This window comes from Enterobacter cloacae complex sp. P15RS, from assembly GCF_014895905.1.
In the GTDB taxonomy this organism is placed as follows: domain Bacteria; phylum Pseudomonadota; class Gammaproteobacteria; order Enterobacterales; family Enterobacteriaceae; genus Enterobacter; species Enterobacter quasihormaechei.
This window is the reverse complement of sequence record NZ_JADBQL010000022.1, coordinates 61,297-78,036: the sequence shown is the minus strand read 5'-3', so window position 1 is coordinate 78,036 and position 16,740 is coordinate 61,297. Positions and strand designations below refer to the sequence as shown.

The following is a 16,740-nucleotide window of genomic DNA, read 5'->3' as shown; positions in this document are numbered from 1 at the left end:
AACAGCGCATAAGAACGATATAGTAAAAGGCTGGATTTAAGAATTTGGAGCCAGGATTAAGGAAGCTTTTACTATTTCACAGCGGCTTATTCCGAATAAAGAATTAATTGAAATGCGGAGATTGTTAGCTATCGGGGCAATTAAGATTTTTCCTGTTAAAAGTCCTGGCCCGGTAGAGGGTATCGCCACCGGGCCGTTCTTATTAAAATGCCATCTTCACCGTAAACTGCACTTCACGCGGGTCGCCAATCTGATTGCCCAGGTTGTTGGTCGCAATCGACGACGTGTAGTAGGTCTTATCAAACAGGTTTTTCACGTTCACCTGTAGCGTCACCGGATATTGCAGCTTTATTTTGTACGCCGCAAATGCATCCGCCACGAAATAGCCCGGCAGATAATAATCTGCACCGTTGGTTGCTGAACGACGGCTTACGCCGTGCCCGCCGCCGCCAATTGTCAGCGTATTCCCGGCAAACGCATTGTGAATATCGTACGTCAGGAACAGGGAGCCGGTATGGCGAGGCACGTTCGGCAGCGGTTTGCCCGCGTAGTCCGGATCTTCCAGCACTTTCGCGTCGGTATAGCCATAGCTCGCGATAATGTTGGTGTTCTCCGTAAGCGATCCGGCGAGATCCACCTCCACGCCCTGCGAGCGCACGCGGCCTGCGGTTTTAGCCACGGTTTCGTCACCCACGCTCTCGGTATACAGCACGTTGCGCTTGTGAATATCAAACAGAGCAATATTAGCCGTAATTCCGTCAAACAGGTCGAACTTAGCGCCGATTTCATAGGCATTTGACGTCTCTGGCGGCAGGTTGCCGATGTAGCTCGCAATTGATGATTGCGGCATGAACGTCTGGGAATAGTTGGCAAATAAAGAGACCGCAGGCGTGAGCTTGTAAACCAGGCCCAGCTTCGGCGTCCACTGGTCGTCGCGGCTGTCGGTGTTCACGTTAAACGGACGGCCTTTGCCCGCGTACTGGGTGTAATACTGGTAGCGCAGACCGGCAACGGCAATCCATTTATCGGTCAGGTACAGCGCGTCCTGCGCATAGGCGGAGTAGCTCTCCTGCCTGATGGTCTGGTCGCTGTCGGAGGCTGAAACGGTGGTGCACTTGCCAATATCGCCATACGTCGGGTTGTAAATATTGAAACCTTTAACGTTCTTGCAGCGGATCATATCCGTGCGCAGCAGGTCGTAATTCTCATACGAGATGCCGGTCAGGATCTCATTGTAGAAGCCTGCGATATCCACGTTCCCCTGAAGATCCGCGCGGGTGGTGTGCATCCGCTGGGTCGATCCCTGCGTGGCATCCACGCGGCGAGTCAGGTTGCCGGTTTTTGAATCGTAGGCCATCACGCGCGCCTGGTTATCGCTGTATTTATCCTGACTAAAGCTGTAGTCGAACTTCGCGGTCCACTGGCCGTTGAGGCGATATTCCGCGTTGAGCTGAGCGAGATCGGATTGCCCGTCAGTGACGTTAAACGGCTCGTCAAAGCGGGTTTTGCGATCCACGTTTACCGGCTGCTTAGTATTGAGATCGAAAATTGTCCCGCGATCGAACGGCGTCTTATAGTCGCGATGCGAATAGAGCACCGTCACGGTGGCATCATTGCCGAACCAGGTCAGCGACGGGGCAATAAAAGTGCTGCGCTCGGTGCCAAAATTGCGCCAGTAATCTTCATCCTGATATTCACCCGTCAGGCGATACGCCAGGCGCGTGCCTTCAACCGGGCCAGTGACATCGAACTGCCCGGTACCGCCGCCAAAGCTTGAGGAGGTGGCTGATAGCGAGCCGCCAAATTGGGTTTTCGGGCGTTTGGTCACCACGTTAATCAGCCCGCCGGGGTCGAGGATCCCGTACAGCGTTGAGGCTGGACCTTTCAGCACTTCCACGCGCTCGGTTGACGCGTTAAAGCTGCGTGGCAGCACGGTACGCAGGCCGTTGGTCATGATCGACCCGTCGCGGTTGGCGCCAAAACCGCGGCGCACAAAGGCATCCTGCGTGCCGCCCAGGGTGTTGGTCTGCACCACGTTGCTGACGTTATACAGCGCCTCGTCGAGCGTCGTCGCGTGTTGATCTTCCAGCACTTTGTCGCTAACCGTGTTCACCACCTGCGGGATGTCCAGCATCGGCATGTTGGTTAGCGTGGCGGTGGAGGTGTTCAGGGGCTGGTAGCCGCTGGTAGCGTCAAGGGTAGCATTCGGATCGGCGGTAACGGTCAGGGTGTCGCCGTCTTTTGCCGCTGCATGTACCAGGGGAGCCATAAACACCAGTGAAAAGAGCGCGCGCCCTTTTATCCCAGAGAATGAAGGTGTGAATTTAGCCATTAAATCTGTTATCCCGAAAAATCCGGCGAGAGAAGGCTCGCGGAGAAATGTGTGAGTCATTGCCCTTACGGTCTGTTCGTTAGCCTGAATGGCATCGAACTTGTAATTGAGAATCATTCAAACATGAGCAAATGTAGTAGTAAATGAAAAAAAGAAAAAATCGACTACAGGGAGTTATCGCGGCTATTTAGCGCGACGTCAGATGTTTAACTTTATGAATTAAAACAAAAAATAATTCTTAATGACTGTGTTGTGTTATGCATTCACCCCTGGTTTTTTTAGGGCTTTACATGGCTTGACTACTACACGGCGCAGCGGCAAACTTCTTAAAAGAGAATGAGTTTTATTTTTATTACGTTGGCATTCACGTGGCTCACAACACGACAACCTCGGGTCTGGTTCTGAAGAACCTTTCGGCGGGTTACCAGAAAAAAATCATCGTTGATGATATCTCCCTCACGATCCCCCAGCAGAAAATAACCGTTCTGGTGGGGGCGAACGGCTGTGGAAAATCCACGCTGCTGAGCACCATCGCGCGTCTGCTCCAGCCGCTTGGCGGCAGCGCGGTGCTCGACGGCAAAGCCATCCACGCGCAGCCCACCAAAGCGGTTGCCCGGCAGCTCGGCATCCTGCCGCAGTCTCCGCTGCTGCCGGAAGGATTAACCGTATTTGAGCTGGTCTCGCGCGGGCGTTTTCCCTGGCAGAACCTTATGCGCCAGTGGAGCGAGGAAGATGAGCGGGCCGTGGAAGAGGCGTTATGTTTGACGGGCACGGCGGCGTTTGCCGATTTGCCCGTGGAAAGCCTGTCCGGCGGCCAGCGCCAGCGCTGCTGGATCGCGATGGCGCTGGCACAGCAAACGCCGTATATCCTGCTTGATGAGCCGACCACTTACCTCGATCTTCGCTATCAGGTAGAGATCCTCGAACTGCTGCATACGCTCACGCGCCGGCACGGACGCACGGTGGTAGTGGTACTGCACGATCTCAACTTCGCCGTAAACTACGGTGATTCGCTGGTCTTTTTACGTCAGGGGAAAGTCGAGGGCGTATTGCACGAAGGCGACACCTGCACGCCGGCGCTCATTAAATCGGTGTTTGATGTTGATGTGCATATGTCTGTTAATCCGCTGACCGGTAAACCCTTTTTTATGCCGTTTCGCCAGTCGGTCGACAAATCATGATGCGCACGTCTTTGGCTTTCATCCTGTTCACGTTGCTGCTGGGGGCAGGTGCGATTGCCCACCTGGGCATTGGCGCGCGCGTTATCGCTCCGCGAACGGTGGTGGAGGCATTTTTCCACTTCGATCCGCGCAATTTTGACCATAACGTGATCGTCAGGCTGCGCTTGATACGCCTGTGCGCCGCCATGGTGACGGGCGCCGCGCTCGGCGTCGCGGGCGTGCTGTTGCAGTCGGCGATCCGCAATCCGCTCGGTGAACCGCACATCCTGGGGCTAAATGCCGGGGCTGCGCTGGCGGTTGTGCTGACTAGCGCCCTCGGGCTGTCACTGCCGTTTGGGCGGCCGCTGATTGCCTGCGCAGGCGCCGCCGTGCTGTTTCTGCTGGTGCTGATGTTTTCCTCTTCCGGGCGTACCGGGCTCACGCCGATGAAGGTCACGCTGTGCGGCGTGGCGATGTCGGCGTTTGCCTCGTCGATTACCGCCACCGTGTTGATTCTGGATGAACAGACGCTGCTCGCCATGCGGACCTGGCTGGCGGGAGATTTGGCGGGGTTAAACGCAGACGCTATCCGCAGCGCTGCTGGGGTAGCAGCCGTGGGTTTTGTGCTGGCGCTCTGGCTGTCGCCAGCAATGAACATGCTGGCGTTGGGCGACAGCATGGCGCAGGGGCTTGGCGTGTCGCTCTTAAAAACCCGCCTGTTCGCACTGCTGGCCATTGCCCTGCTGTGCGGCGCGGCCGTTTCCATTGCCGGGCCGATCGGGTTTATCGGGCTCGTGGTGCCGCAGCTCGTGCGTCGTCTGGTTTCGGTGGATCTGCGGGTGATGGTTCCGCTTTCGGCCCTGTGCGGGGCACTGGTTCTGCTGCTGGCGGATATCGCCGCCCGCACGCTGTTTACGCCCTATGAGCTGGCAACGGGCGTCATGACCGCCATGGTCGGCGCACCGATCTTTATCTTCATGGCCTCGAGGATGTTCAAATGAACCGGGCCGGACTGCGTGCGTTACGTCTCGGGCCCCTCTCGGCGCTGGTTCGCCCGAGGGCGCTGCGGTATCTGACCGTTTTAACCCTTGCCGCTTTACTGCTGCTGAGTTTTGGCCTGACGCACGGCTCGCTGCCCATTCCTGCTTCCGCCATCGGACGTGCGCTGTTTTACCCTGAACGTCTGACGGCGGATGCGCATTACATTGTGATGGATATCCGCCTGCCGCGCCTGCTGATGGCGGTGCTGTGCGGGGCGATGCTTGGCATGGCGGGGGCAGCCATGCAGTCCATCACCCGTAACGGGCTCGCCGATCCCGGACTCATCGGCGTGAAAGAGGGCTGTAGCGCGGCGGTGCTGCTGCTGATTTTTCAGTTTCCGGCAGTGGGGCTGGCGTGGCGTCCGCTGGTCGGCATGGCGGGTGGGCTACTCACCGCGCTGCTGGTGGTGGCGCTGTCTCGCGATATCTCGCGTCCGCGATTCATCCTGATCGGCATAGGCGTGTCGTGGACGTTTGCCGCCGCGATGGGCGTCTTTATGACCACTGCCGACGTGCGCGACGTGCAGACCGCGATGCTGTGGCTGGCCGGAAGCCTGCATGCCGCTAACTGGACCCTGCTCGGCATGGCTGCGGCCTGGGCGCTGCCCGCGTTTGCCCTGCTGCTTTTAACCGGGCGCGCCGCGGACGTGGCCTTGCTCGGCAACCAGGCCGCAACGGGGCTCGGCGTACGCACCTCACGTCTCGCGCTGCTGCGCGTGTTTGCGCCCGTGGTGCTGACGGCGGCCTGCGTCTCCTGCGTGGGGAGTATAGGTTTTGTCGGGCTGATTGCGCCGCATATGGCGCGCCTGCTGCTGCGCGGCGGGCAAACCGTATTGCTGACGGGAAGCGCCGTGCTGGGCGCGCTGCTGGTACTGCTGGCGGATAACGTCGGGCGGCTGGCATTCCTCCCGTTGCAGCTGCCGGCGGGCATTGTCATTTCATTGATTGGCGGACCATTTTTCCTGCTGCTGCTCTGGCAACGACGGGACCGATTTTAGGAGTGTGTGATGCGCGTACTTTTCTCAATGCTGCTGCTGGTGGGCTTTGCTGTCGGAGCCGCAGAGCCAACGCAGACGTTTACTGACGACCTGAACCGCAAAGTGATGGTGCCGGTTAAGCCGAAACGAATTGTTTCCCTGCACGACCTGGATATTACCATTCCGCTGATCGAGCTTGGCGTACCGCCGGTTGCCAGCCATGGCCGTACCCGACCGGACGGCAGCCATTTTCTGCGTTCCAGCGGTATGCTGACGGGCATCGATTTTGATAATGCCGACATCACATTCATCGGCACCGCGGATATCGATATCGAAGCCATCGCCGCCGCGAAGCCGGACCTGATCATCACTGAGCCAACCCGCAACACGCCGGTGGAACAGCTGGAAAAAATTGCCCCGACGGTGAGTATCGATCACCTGGACGGCGGCGCGCCGGAAATCTACCGCAAGCTGGCACAGCTGACCGGCACGCAGGCGAAGCTGAAGGTTCTGGAACGTCGCTACCAGGAACAAATTAAGGCCCTGAAGGCGACCATCGATACCCGCAAAATCACCGTCTCGGTGATTCAGGCTAACCAGGGAAAGATTAACGCCATGCACAGCTACCATTCACTTGGGCGCGTACTGCGCGATGCGGGATTTACGTTTCCGCCGTTGATCGAGAGCATCCCGGAGGGCGGGCGCATCGACGTCAGCGCCGAGCGCCTGCCGGAGCTGGATGCTGATTTCGTCTTTGCCACCTGGCGCGGAGATACAGGCGGTAAACCGCAGGACGAGCTGGCGGCGATGGACGCGGTGATGCCGGGCTGGTGCCAGTTTCTTAACGCCTGCCGGACCGGGCATTACGTGCTGATCTCCCGCGAGGAAGCGATCTCAAATTCGTTCGCCTCGCTAGGACTGATGGTCGCGCAGGTGCAGTCGCAGATAGCGGGTCGTCCGCTGCCGGAGGCCGCACGATGATTCGAAAAATTGATGTCTACGGCGACCGCTTTCGCTCGCGGGCGCACCAGCTGACACCGCGCCTGCTCCAGGTGGCGCGCTATATCAATGAAAACCGTGAAGCCGTTATGGAACAGACGGCCATGGAGATCGCCGCAGTGCTAAAAACCTCGGACGCCACCGTGGTGCGAGCCATTCAGGCGCTGGGGTTTGGCGGGCTACGGGATCTCAAGCAGACGCTTGAGCAGTGGTTTGGTCCGGTGGTCACCTCCAGCGAGAAGATGTCCACCACGGTGAATACGCTGACCAGTGACGTCAACGCGAGCATCGATTTTGTGCTGGAAGGGCATCAGCATACCTGTAATGTGTTGTCCGAACCGGGTAACCGTTACGCGATGGCGCAGGCCGTGTCGCTGCTGGCGCAGGCGAGACAGGTCGCAATTTTTGGTATTGGCGCATCCGGCATCCTGGCCGAGTATACCTCCCGCCTGTTTAGCCGCATCGGCCTGCCTGCGATCCCACTCAACCGCACCGGTATCGGCCTCGCCGAACAGCTGATAGCCTTACAGCGCGGTGATGTGCTGGTGATGATGGCGCAAAAATCCGCGCACCGGGAAGGGCTGACGACGCTGCGTGAAGCGAAGCGCCTGGGCATTCCCACCATATTGCTGACCAACGCCACTGACTCACGCTTTAGCAAAGAGGCCAGCGTGGTGATCCACGTCCCGCGCGGTGGCGAGAAGGGCAAAATCCCGCTGCACGGCACGGTGCTGCTGTGTCTGGAGATGATTATTTTGTCCGTCGCCTCCACCGAGCCGCAGCGCACCATCAGGTCCATGAAGCGCATCAACGAATTTCACCGAGGGTTAAAGCCGGGCAAGAAGAGCGGTTGATTTACACTTTCTCCGTGTGGGCTGGATGATAAGCCGTGAGCAGTCCCCTCGATCACACCGCACGATGGTTTTTCCGGTACTGCAACGGCGTCTCGCCAATCCCTTTTTTAAACGCGCTGATAAACCACGTCACGTCGGAAAAACCCGTCTGTGCGGCAATGTCACGCACGCTTGAATCAGTGTGGAGTAAACACTCACACGCCTTACGCAACCTTAGCGTGTTCAGATAGTCATGAATTTTTTCGCCCGTTTCCGCATGGAATTTTCGCGATACGTAGCTGCGGGATTTCCCCAGCTCATTGGCCAGCGCGTCCAGGCGAAATTTCTCCTGATAATGCTCGTCGAGCCAGAACATCACCCGGCTGGCGATCCCCTGGCTGTTGCCCGGCTCACCGTCGCGATCGGCGGGAAGCATCGCAAACAGCCCGATCAGCAGGCTGGCGATACTCTCGCTGTTCATCGGCGGTTTGTAGCAGCCAAACAGATGGTCGATATAGTGATGGCAGTGGGCTAAATCGGCGACCCACGCTTCGCCCCCGCGGCGTGACAGCCGCTCCAGCCGCTGCTGGCTCTGGGGAAAATCCCGCAGGATCTTCAGCACCGCATGCTGGTCGAGGTGAATGATGGTGCGGCGGTAAATCGCCTCTGCCTGTTCGTCCACCATCACCTTATGCAGCGTAAAAGGCGGGAAGAAAAACAGCCTTCCGGGGCGCATGGTGTAGTGACGATTATCGACGATCGCTACGCCAAAGCCCTCTTCCACGTAGAGGATCTCCAGACACTGATGCCAGTGATGGTAGCGCACGGTATTGGCAAACAGGCGGCTGAACGAGGCCACGGTATCGTTCAGGGCGATCAGTTCCAGAAGGTCGGATGTCGGCGTGTCGCGCATAGTGCAATAAAACTCAACTTTTTCCCGTCTGATCGTCTTTATAAACCACCTTTTTAAATTTTCTCAACTGGAGGTTTATTCATCGTTCATGCCTGTGACACGGCTAACATTTCTGCCCCTTGCGGATTCACTATGCTTTGCCGCAGTTGATTACGAGGGCGAACCGATGTGGGCGGCAAACAAAGAAAAATCAAATCCGTTGTCTTCACGCCAGGATGTGGTGGCGTCGTTGAATGAGCTTTTACAAGCGCTGGACACGCAATTTCCGGCAAACCGTTCACGGTTCTCGCTGGGTGATACCTGCGCCCATTACACAACGGATATTGCGCAGATGGAGGGCCTTTCCCGCGCGCTGTGGGGGCTGTTTCCGCTGATGGCGTCCGGCGAAAGCACGCCGTTCAGCGAGAAGTACCTTACCGCCATCAAGATCGGTACCGACCCGCAAAGCACCGGTTACTGGGGCGAAACCGGCCCGTACGATCAGCGTCTGGTGGAGATGGCGGCCTACGGTCTGGGACTTGCTCTGCTGGGGGAGACGCTCACCGCGCGCTTTACCGGACGCGAGGTGATGAACCTGCACGCGTGGCTCAACCAAATCACCGATGCGCAGATGCCGGACAGCAACTGGAACTATTTTGCCATTATGGTTCAGCTCGGCTTTAAGCGCGCCGGGCTGCCGTACGACCAGGCCGCCATTGACCGTCGCTTTACGCTGATGGACGCCTACTACCTCGGCGACGGCTGGTATTCCGATGGCCCGGGCCGCCCGAAAGACTACTACATCTCCATGGCCTTCCACTTCTACGGCCTGATTTACGCCACCCTGAGCGGTGACGAGGCAAGGGCGGAGGTACTGCGCGAGCGCTCGCGCCTCTTCGCGGAAGACTTTATCTACTGGTCCGCCGCCGACGGCGCCTCGGTTCCGTTTGGCCGCAGCCTGACCTACCGCTTTGCGATGGTCGCCTTCTGGAGCGCGGTGGCCTTTTCCGGGCTGGACGTGTTCACGCCAGGCATCGTGAAGGGCATCGTGCTGCGGCATCTGCGCTGGTGGCAGCAGCAGCCGATTACCGACCGCGACGGCATTCTCACCCTCGGCTTTGCCTGCCCGAACCTGGCGATGTGCGAGGACTACAACTCCCCCGGTTCACCGTACTGGGCGCTGAAAACCTACCTGATTCTGGCGCTGCCGGAGACGCATCCGTTCTGGCAGGCCGACGAGCAGCCGCTGCCCGCGCTGGCTGAGACGCGCGTGATCCCGCACGCGCAGCAGATCCTGATGCACTCGAAAGACTCTCAGCACGTCGTCATGCTCACCGCCGGCCAGCTGGAGCTGAACAACTACGTCAACACCGAAGCGAAATACACCAAATTTGCCTACTCCAGCCGCTTCGGCTTCACCATTGAGCGCGGGCGTTTTGGCCTGAAGCATGCGGCCTGCGATTCCATGCTGCTGCTGGCGGACGGAGACGACTATTTCCGCGGACGTCGCGAATGCGACGAGGTTCGGGTGGAGGAAAACTATATTTTTTCGCGCTGGTCGCCGTGGCGCGACGTGCACATAGAGACCTGGCAAATCCCGTTCGGGGAGTGGCACCTGCGCCTGCACCGTATCAACAGCGCACGTACCCTGCAAACCGTCGAGGGCGGCTTTGCGGTGCTGAAAACGGACCACCAGCTGCGCGAGCGGGGAAGTTACCTGACGGCAGAAAACGGCAGCAGCGCGATTGTCGATCTCTCGCCCGATATCACCCGCGCGCCGGGCAGCGTCGTCACCCCGCCCAACAGCAGCGTGATGTTTGCCGGGTGCGCCTCCATTCCGCTATTGCAAACCGAACTCCCGCCGGGGGAGAGCTGGCTCTGCTGCGCCGTCCTGGCCTGCGAAAAACCGATAGCTGCGGCGGTACCGCAGCTGAACATTACCCATCACCAGGTCGTGATCCACGAACCCGGAAGCGAACGTAAGCTGTCGTTCACACTATAAAAAATCTGGCCCTACACGTCGGCGAGGATGATATGAAAAGTACATCGACAACCAGCAGAACGGAATATTACAAAATCAGCAGCTTTATTTTTCTCTATTTCTTTACCTGGTCTGCCAGCATTGGCCTGCTGGCGATCTGGCTCGGCCAGAAAGCCAATCTTAGCGGGTCGGTGATTGGAACCGTCTTTGCGGTTAACGGGATCTTCTCCGTTATTCTCAAACCGATCTACGGCTATATTCTCGATAAGATCGGCATGAGCAAATACCTGCTCTATTTTGTGGTGATCATGTCGGCGCTAATGGCTCCGTTCTTTATTTATGTTTACCAGCCGCTGTTAATGTCCAACACCCTGCTGGGGATTATTATCGGCGCGCTCTATTTAAGCTTTGCCTGGTACGCGGGCGTGGCGGCGTGCGAATCTTATTCCGACCGCTTTAGCCGCCTGAACGGCATGGAGTTCGGGCAAATTCGCATGTGGGGCTCGCTCGGCTGGGCGGTGGCGTCGTCCTTCTCCGGCCTGCTGTTTAACCTCTCACCGGCGTATAACTTTATTCTCGGCAGCGTGGCGTCGGTGGTGATGCTGATCGTCCTGCTGAACCTGAAAGTGAACACTAACTCCGCTCACGCAGGGGAGGTGCTGACGAAAGAGAAAATCGCCCCGTCTGACGTTTACGCCCTGCTGCGAAACCGCAAATTCTGGGCCTTCTGCCTGTACGTGGCGGGCGTGGCGTGGATGATGTTTATCGCCGAGCAGCAGTTCTCGCGCTATTTCGTCACCTTCTTCGACGATATTCACGAGGGCAACGCGGTATTTGGCTACCTCGGTACGGTGCAGTCGGGCATGGAATTTGTCATGTATATGGTGGTCCCGCTGTTTGTGAATTTTATTGGCGCCAAGCGCGGGCTGTTAATTGTCGGGCTGGTTGTCGGGGCGCGTCTAATTATTTCCGGCATGTGTGACTCTCACCTGTTAATTTCCGTGCTTAAGCCGCTGTACGGCCTGGAAATATGCCTGCTGCTGGTGTCGGTCTTTAAATATATCGCCGAGCATTTCGACAAGCGCGTCAATGCCACCATGTATTTACTTGGCTATCAGGCGATGCTGTACGTTGGCAACGTGGTGGTCTCTTCTCCTGCCGGCTATATGTACGACCGCATCGGCTTTGAGCACACCTATATCATCATGGGCGCTACGGCGCTGACCTTTACCCTTATTTCTGCCTTTACGTTATCCGCCTGTCAGAGCAAGTGGCGCGGGGCCCGTGCGCTGAACGTAGCAGAAACCTCAACACGCTAATTACGCCGTCAAAGAAGGAACCGAAATATGTTAAGTCGTATCAAAGAGGAACGTCTGTCTGCTATCGCTGCGCCCGTTGATTCCCGCGCATTCAGCGATGAGCTGAGTTCGGCCCGCGGCCACGTTCTCGACCTGATTAGCCGTCATTTAACGGTGTTCGGCGACAAATTCCCGGCGGAGACCTGCAAAGAGGGCTTTTATCCGCTGACCGAAAACGTGGAGTGGACCACCAGCTTCTGGACCGGCCAGCTGTGGCTGGCGTGGGAGATGAGCGGCGAGGAGAAATTTCGCGCGATGGCGGAAAAACACGTGCGCTCGTTTGGCCTGCGCATCGCCGGGCGCAACGACACCAACACCCACGATTTAGGCTTCCTGTACACGCTTTCCTGCGTGGCGGCCTGGCGACTCACCGGCAACCGCGAGGCGCGCGGCTTCTCGCTGCTGGCGGCGGAGGCGCTGCTGGAGCGCTTCCATGAGAAGGCGAAGATCATCCAGGCGTGGGGCGATCTCTCCGATCCCGATCAGGCCGGACGGATGATCATCGACTGCAACATGAACCTGCCGCTGCTCTACTGGGCAACCGAGCAAACGGGCGATCCGCGTTTTGCCGACGCGGCCAAAGCGCACGTCATGCAGGCGGCGACGTACCTTATTCGTGACGATGCCTCCACCTTCCACACCTACTATATGGATGTGTTAACCGGCGCGCCGCGCTACGGCAACACGCAGCAGGGCTATGCCGACGACTCGTGCTGGTCGCGCGGGCAGGCGTGGGGGATTTACGGCTTCCTGCTGAGCTATATCTATACCGGCGATGAAACGATGATTGCCCTGTCGAAACGGCTGGCGAACTACTTCCTCAACCGCCTGCCGGAAGATTACGTCTGCCACTGGGATCTGGCGCTGGTAGGCACTGATGCGCTGCGCGACTCGTCGTCGGCGGCGATTGCGGTGTGCGGGCTGCTGGAGCTGGTGAAGCATCTGCCGGTGACGGATCCGGACCGGGAGGGTTATCTGGAGTGGGCGAAAGGCATCATGTCGTCGCTGACGAAGCACTATCTGATGGGCAAAGACGAGAAGGGCAACGGGATCCTGAAGCACTCGGTCTACCACCTGGCGAGCAACAAAGGCGTGGATGAATGCGCAAGCTGGGGCGATTACTTCTATGTTGAGGCGCTGGTGCGCTTCACCCAGAGCTGGAAGCTGTACTGGTAACGGGCAGGGGTATCACCACCCAAGCACCTCTTTTATGGCGCGCCGGTAGGGCGTATCAAGCTGGGCAGGCACGCGGCAAATATAGTCCCGCGCATGGCTGCGGGTCTGTCCGCTGAGGCCGTCGAGATAAGCGATGGCCTCGTCCACGGCAGGAACCCTGCCTTCCTGCGACGCGCTTCTCGGAGGGAGCCCGGTCCAGATGAGCGCCTCAATTCCTCTCTCCCTCGCCCATGTTGAGATCACTCCCGCGTTGCGTCCGGTTATCAGCAGCGAGCCGATACCATCGCAGCGATCGTCAGGAATGCCCTCCCGCTCGCGCAGGGCCTGAGAGGCCACGCTGAGCGAAGTGGCGTTCAGCCATACCCAAAGCACAGGCAGGGCGGGCGCGTTCATGCAGATGGCGGTCGCCAGTTCGCCGCCATCGCTTACGCGGCAGAACTCGACGGGCAGTGATGGCCCGTCGGTTTGCCACTCACCGGCTACCGGTAACGCGCCGCTTTTCCAGATTAACGAGCCCCAGCCAAGACAAGCGATTTTCATGCTGTTCCTCTGCGCGACGTGAACCAATAGCCTCAGACGTTATGCCTTAGGAATACGCAGCGTCTGGCCGGGATAAATTTTATCCGGGCTGGAGAGCATCGGGCGGTTCGCCTCAAAGATCTTGTTGTACTGGTTGGCATCGCCGTACACGGTTTTAGAGATGGCGCTTAGAGTGTCGCCGGATTTCACCGTATAGTAGGTTGCTTCATCTTTGGCGTCCGTTGCGGTGATATTGTTCTCCACCTCGCTGACGCCCGCGATGTTGCCGACGGCGACCTGGATTTTTTCTTTCTGCTCCTGCGTCAGCCCGTCGCCCGTTACGCTGGCCTTGCCGTCGGTGACGTTAACCTGAACTTTATCGGAACCGGGAATGTTGAGTTTCTTGAGGTGCTCGGTGATTTTGTCGCTCTGACCCTTATGATCGGTCAGGTTGTCCCACAGCTTTTCGCCTGCTTCTTTCACGAAGTTAAAAAGACCCATTCCATCCTCCTGTTAAACATGAAGTCAGAATAAGCATAGCAGTTGAGCGGTAAGGTGATAAAAAAAGCCCGGTGGCGTTAACGCTTACCGGGCCTGCGGGGGAAAGTTGTAGGCCGGGTAAACGCAGTGCCACCCGGCAAATTTCACAGAACTTAAACCCCTTGCTCCAGAATACGGATGTGGGTTTCAAGGACATCCCCTTTCACCGCATCGCTCCACGCTTTCATATGCGCGGTCTGCAAATGCGCTTCAAGGTGGGCGACGGTTTCCCACTGCTCCACCATGATGATGGAGTCTGGCGCGGTTGCCTGGAAGCTAGCGTCGGTAGCGGCATCCACCATCGGCGCGTAGCCGTGGCAGCCTTCTTCCTTCAGAACGGTCGGGATGATTTTTGCGAACTGATCCAGCACCGCCTGGCGGTGATGTTGGCCGGGACGCGTACGGATTTCAGCAATTACGGTAAGCATGGTTAACTCCTTCTAATTCCAGGCTAACAGTTAAGCAAAAATTTCCGCGAGATGCTTGCGGTATTCTGCGATATAGCGCGGGACGTCCGGCATTTTAATCACGTCGTTGACGATAAAGGTCGGCAGCGGCGTCATTCCCAGGAACTGGTTAGCCTTGTGGAACGGCAGATACGCGCCGTCTACGCCCACGCCTTCAAAGAACTGATCGTTCTCGGTGAACGCTTCAAGAGGCGCGTTCCAGGTCAGGGAGAGCATATATTTTTTGCCCTGAATCAGGCCGCCGGAACCGTATTTTTTAGACGCATCTGAACGGGTACGGCCGTCGCTGGCATACAGCGAACCGTGACCTTCGGTGAACACGTCGTCCATGTATTTTTTCACGGTCCACGGTGCGCCCATCCACCAGCCCGGCATCTGCCAGATCACTACGTCGGCCCACAGGAAGTTCTGCACTTCGGCCTTCACGTCATAATCGCTGTCCGCGCGCACGACCTTAACATCATGTCCGGCGTCGCGCAGGAAACCATCCGCGACCTCGGTCAGGGTGTCATTCAGCTGGCCTTTAGAGTGCGCAAATTCTTTTGCGCCGTTGATAATCAGAATGTTGCTCATTATTTGTCCTCGATGCTGAGAGTATGCCGGGTATTCTACGCGCGAGGACGGAGCGGAAAAATAAGCAAAATGTGCAAAGTCTTTTGCGCTAAGCGCAATAATCTTACCAGCTGACGGTCACCGCAAAGCCCCCTTGGGGCGCATTGTCCAGCGAGACGCGCATCCCGTGTAGCGTTGCGATACGCTTCACGATAGACAGCCCCAGGCCGCTGCCGGTAGCGTCCTGCCCGGGTGGACGATAAAAACGCTCGCCGATGCGTGCCAGCACTTCAGGAGAAATGCCCGGTCCGTTATCGCGCACGGTAAAGTTTTGGGTATTCAGCGTCACGTCCACCACGCTGCCGCGCGGGCTGTAACGAACGGCGTTGTCCAGCAGGTTACGCGCCAGCAGGCTCAGCAGCAGCGGCTGCCCATGACGCATCACCTCGGGCGCATTAACGTTGAGCCGAACATCAATGCCCGCCTGCTGCGCCGGATGCCAGATGTCCAGCACCGCGGATTGCAGCAAATCAGCCATCGCTACGGGTTCGACGTCATCAAGGTTATCCAGTGAATCCAGGCGCGACAGGGTAAGAAGCTGGTCCACCAGCCGGGAGGCGCGGTCGATGCCCGCATGCAGTTGCCCCAGCGCTTTAGACTGCGCCTCGGGATCGTCGTGCGAAAGCTGCGCCACGTCGGTTTGCACCTTCAGCGCGGCCAGCGGGCTGCGCAGCTCGTGGGCGGCGTCCGAGGTGAAGCGGCGCTCGCGGGCCATCATCTCCTGTGTACGGGCAAAAAGATGGTTAAGCGCATCAAGCAAGGGACGAACCTCCGTCGGCACGCCGTGGGTGGGCAGCGTATCGGTCGCATCCGGCGAGCGCGAGCGCAGGGTCTGCGCCAGGTTTTTCAGCGGCTTCAGTTCCCGGCTCAGCAGGACAATCAGCAACAGCAGCATCACGGGCAGCGCCACCAGCCACGGCGTCAGCTGCGAGCTGACCACGTCCAGCGCCATATCCTGTCGGTACTCCCACTCCTGACCGACCACCACGCGGTATTTCCCGTCCGGGGAGGTTAGCCACAGGAAACGCCATTCGTCGCTGTCATCCTGCAACCGGCCGTCATCAAACCCGTCCCGGCGGTAGTGATAGGGGATGTCGCGCCCGTTCTCGCCGTCGTTAAGCACCATGCTGCCGTCGGCGGTGAAGATCGCGAAGGCCAGCGCGTCGTCGTCAAGATGGCCGTGTTTCGCTTTTTTCGGCACCTCGCGCATACGCTCCGGCGCGCGGAGTTCGTCCATGTCCATCGTCAGCAGCCGTTTGGCAAACAGCATCTGCTGGGTATCGAACAGTTTATCGAGCTTGTCGGTTGTCTGGTGCCAGGCGACCACGCTTGCGGCAAACCAGGCCGCCAGGGAAAGCAGCAAAAAGAGCAGCGTCAGGCGCAGCTTCAGGCTCAGGCGTTGGGTCAGTTTCATGCGTCACCCAGGGTATAACCGATGCCGTGCACGGTGCGGATAAATTCGCTGCCGAGCTTGCGGCGTAAATGATGTACATGGACTTCGACGGCGTTGCTGGAGACGTCATCATCCCAGTTGTAGAGTTTCTCTTCGATGGCCTTGCGCGGCAGCACGCGGCCCGCGTTGCGCATCAGCAGTTCCAGCAGGGCGAACTCTTTTGGTTTAAGCACCAGCGTTTCGCCGTCCAGCGTGGCGACAAGGCTTGTCGGGTCGAGCGTGACCTTGCCGTGACGCAGCTCGCTGCGCGCCTGCCCGTGACTGCGGCGCACCAGCGCTTCGAGGCGGGCTGCCACTTCAATCAGCGCGAACGGTTTACACAGGTAATCATCCGCCCCCAGGCGCAAGCCTTCCACGCGCTGGTTCAGCGCATCCCGCGCCGTCAGGATCAGCACCGGCTC

The 16,740-nt window shown here is 58.4% G+C and carries 16 protein-coding genes; 8 read left to right on the top strand and 8 right to left on the bottom strand.

The window, feature by feature from the left end:
• Positions 1 to 202: 202 nt before the first annotated feature.
• Positions 203 to 2,332 (bottom strand): TonB-dependent siderophore receptor, encoded by a 2,130-nt coding sequence (locus IM267_RS14005; protein WP_193033616.1) that lies wholly within the window; start codon positions 2,330 to 2,332, stop codon positions 203 to 205.
• 368 nt (positions 2,333 to 2,700) lie between these two features.
• Between IM267_RS14005 and IM267_RS14000 the strand changes: the two genes are divergently transcribed.
• The 5 genes from IM267_RS14000 to IM267_RS13980 are packed head-to-tail and all read left to right on the top strand — an operon-like array spanning position 2,701 to position 7,362.
• A complete protein-coding gene (locus IM267_RS14000; protein ID WP_193033615.1) occupies positions 2,701 to 3,513 on the top strand; it encodes an ABC transporter ATP-binding protein in 813 nt (270 codons plus the stop codon).
• Positions 3,510 to 4,493, top strand: a complete 984-nt coding sequence (locus tag IM267_RS13995) for an iron ABC transporter permease (RefSeq protein ID WP_193033614.1) — start codon at positions 3,510 to 3,512, stop codon at positions 4,491 to 4,493. The genes IM267_RS14000 and IM267_RS13995 overlap by 4 nt, the downstream gene beginning before the upstream one ends.
• The gene (locus IM267_RS13990; RefSeq protein WP_193033613.1) at positions 4,490 to 5,530 is read left to right on the top strand and encodes an iron ABC transporter permease; all 1,041 of its coding nucleotides are present in this window, start codon (positions 4,490 to 4,492) and stop codon (positions 5,528 to 5,530) included. The genes IM267_RS13995 and IM267_RS13990 overlap by 4 nt, the downstream gene beginning before the upstream one ends.
• A 9-nt stretch (positions 5,531 to 5,539) precedes the next feature.
• Positions 5,540 to 6,490 carry an iron-siderophore ABC transporter substrate-binding protein gene (locus IM267_RS13985; protein ID WP_193033612.1) on the top strand — a complete coding sequence of 317 codons (951 nt, stop codon included), beginning with the start codon at positions 5,540 to 5,542 and terminating at the stop codon, positions 6,488 to 6,490.
• Positions 6,487 to 7,362 carry a MurR/RpiR family transcriptional regulator gene (locus tag IM267_RS13980; RefSeq protein ID WP_063451166.1) on the top strand — a complete coding sequence of 292 codons (876 nt, stop codon included), beginning with the start codon at positions 6,487 to 6,489 and terminating at the stop codon, positions 7,360 to 7,362. The genes IM267_RS13985 and IM267_RS13980 overlap by 4 nt, the downstream gene beginning before the upstream one ends.
• Positions 7,363 to 7,414: 52 nt before the next feature.
• On the opposite strand, the gene IM267_RS13975 is transcribed toward IM267_RS13980, so the two are convergent.
• Positions 7,415 to 8,254, bottom strand: a complete 840-nt coding sequence (locus IM267_RS13975) for an AraC family transcriptional regulator (RefSeq protein ID WP_193033611.1) — start codon at positions 8,252 to 8,254, stop codon at positions 7,415 to 7,417.
• A 166-nt stretch (positions 8,255 to 8,420) separates the two neighbouring features.
• Here IM267_RS13975 and IM267_RS13970 point away from each other — a divergent pair, with 166 nt between their 5' ends.
• From IM267_RS13970 to IM267_RS13960, 3 genes are read left to right on the top strand one after another with little or no spacing between them, the layout of a single operon-like run.
• Positions 8,421 to 10,235 (top strand): DUF2264 domain-containing protein, encoded by a 1,815-nt coding sequence (locus IM267_RS13970; protein ID WP_193033610.1) that lies wholly within the window; start codon positions 8,421 to 8,423, stop codon positions 10,233 to 10,235.
• 32 nt (positions 10,236 to 10,267) lie between these two features.
• Complete coding sequence (locus IM267_RS13965; protein WP_063867744.1) at positions 10,268 to 11,533, top strand: oligosaccharide MFS transporter; 1,266 nt, start codon at positions 10,268 to 10,270, stop codon at positions 11,531 to 11,533.
• Between the two features lie 27 nt (positions 11,534 to 11,560).
• Positions 11,561 to 12,748: a glycoside hydrolase family 88 protein gene (locus IM267_RS13960; protein WP_193033609.1), complete on the top strand. Its 1,188-nt coding sequence runs from the start codon at positions 11,561 to 11,563 to the stop codon at positions 12,746 to 12,748.
• A gap of 12 nt (positions 12,749 to 12,760) precedes the next feature.
• Here the strand turns inward: IM267_RS13960 and IM267_RS13955 are convergent, their stop codons facing one another.
• From IM267_RS13955 to IM267_RS13930, 6 genes are all read right to left on the bottom strand, one after another.
• Positions 12,761 to 13,288: a hypothetical protein gene (locus tag IM267_RS13955; protein WP_193033608.1), complete on the bottom strand. Its 528-nt coding sequence runs from the start codon at positions 13,286 to 13,288 to the stop codon at positions 12,761 to 12,763.
• A gap of 39 nt (positions 13,289 to 13,327) precedes the next feature.
• Positions 13,328 to 13,768 carry a peptidoglycan-binding protein LysM gene (gene lysM, locus IM267_RS13950; protein WP_003862507.1) on the bottom strand — a complete coding sequence of 147 codons (441 nt, stop codon included), beginning with the start codon at positions 13,766 to 13,768 and terminating at the stop codon, positions 13,328 to 13,330.
• A gap of 152 nt (positions 13,769 to 13,920) precedes the next feature.
• The gene (locus IM267_RS13945; RefSeq protein WP_008502984.1) at positions 13,921 to 14,235 is read right to left on the bottom strand and encodes a putative quinol monooxygenase; all 315 of its coding nucleotides are present in this window, start codon (positions 14,233 to 14,235) and stop codon (positions 13,921 to 13,923) included.
• A 30-nt stretch (positions 14,236 to 14,265) separates the two neighbouring features.
• Complete coding sequence (locus IM267_RS13940; RefSeq protein WP_063451173.1) at positions 14,266 to 14,847, bottom strand: NAD(P)H-dependent oxidoreductase; 582 nt, start codon at positions 14,845 to 14,847, stop codon at positions 14,266 to 14,268.
• Positions 14,848 to 14,950: 103 nt separating this feature from the next.
• Positions 14,951 to 16,300, bottom strand: coding sequence for a quorum sensing histidine kinase QseC (gene qseC, locus IM267_RS13935; RefSeq protein WP_193033607.1), 1,350 nt, complete (start codon positions 16,298 to 16,300; stop codon positions 14,951 to 14,953).
• The coding region (locus IM267_RS13930; protein WP_226848085.1) for a winged helix-turn-helix domain-containing protein at positions 16,297 to 16,740 on the bottom strand (444 nt) is incomplete at its 5' end. The genes IM267_RS13930 and qseC, both read right to left, overlap by 4 nt.

Bases quoted from the DNA above. Each gene is read 5' to 3' on its own strand.
- IM267_RS13975 (WP_193033611.1), bottom strand. From the start codon at position 8,254: ATGCGCGACACGCCGACATCCGACCTTCTGGAACTGATCGCCCTGAAC.
- IM267_RS13995 (WP_193033614.1), top strand. From the start codon at position 3,510: ATGATGCGCACGTCTTTGGCTTTCATCCTGTTCACGTTGCTGCTGGGG.
- qseC (WP_193033607.1), bottom strand. From the start codon at position 16,300: ATGAAACTGACCCAACGCCTGAGCCTGAAGCTGCGCCTGACGCTGCTC.
- lysM (WP_003862507.1), bottom strand. From the start codon at position 13,768: ATGGGTCTTTTTAACTTCGTGAAAGAAGCAGGCGAAAAGCTGTGGGAC.
- IM267_RS13990 (WP_193033613.1), top strand. From the start codon at position 4,490: ATGAACCGGGCCGGACTGCGTGCGTTACGTCTCGGGCCCCTCTCGGCG.
- IM267_RS13945 (WP_008502984.1), bottom strand. From the start codon at position 14,235: ATGCTTACCGTAATTGCTGAAATCCGTACGCGTCCCGGCCAACATCAC.
- IM267_RS13965 (WP_063867744.1), top strand. From the start codon at position 10,268: ATGAAAAGTACATCGACAACCAGCAGAACGGAATATTACAAAATCAGC.
- IM267_RS13960 (WP_193033609.1), top strand. From the start codon at position 11,561: ATGTTAAGTCGTATCAAAGAGGAACGTCTGTCTGCTATCGCTGCGCCC.
- IM267_RS14005 (WP_193033616.1), bottom strand. From the start codon at position 2,332: ATGGCTAAATTCACACCTTCATTCTCTGGGATAAAAGGGCGCGCGCTC.
- IM267_RS13980 (WP_063451166.1), top strand. From the start codon at position 6,487: ATGATTCGAAAAATTGATGTCTACGGCGACCGCTTTCGCTCGCGGGCG.
- IM267_RS13970 (WP_193033610.1), top strand. From the start codon at position 8,421: ATGTGGGCGGCAAACAAAGAAAAATCAAATCCGTTGTCTTCACGCCAG.
- IM267_RS13955 (WP_193033608.1), bottom strand. From the start codon at position 13,288: ATGAAAATCGCTTGTCTTGGCTGGGGCTCGTTAATCTGGAAAAGCGGC.
- IM267_RS13985 (WP_193033612.1), top strand. From the start codon at position 5,540: ATGCGCGTACTTTTCTCAATGCTGCTGCTGGTGGGCTTTGCTGTCGGA.
- IM267_RS13940 (WP_063451173.1), bottom strand. From the start codon at position 14,847: ATGAGCAACATTCTGATTATCAACGGCGCAAAAGAATTTGCGCACTCT.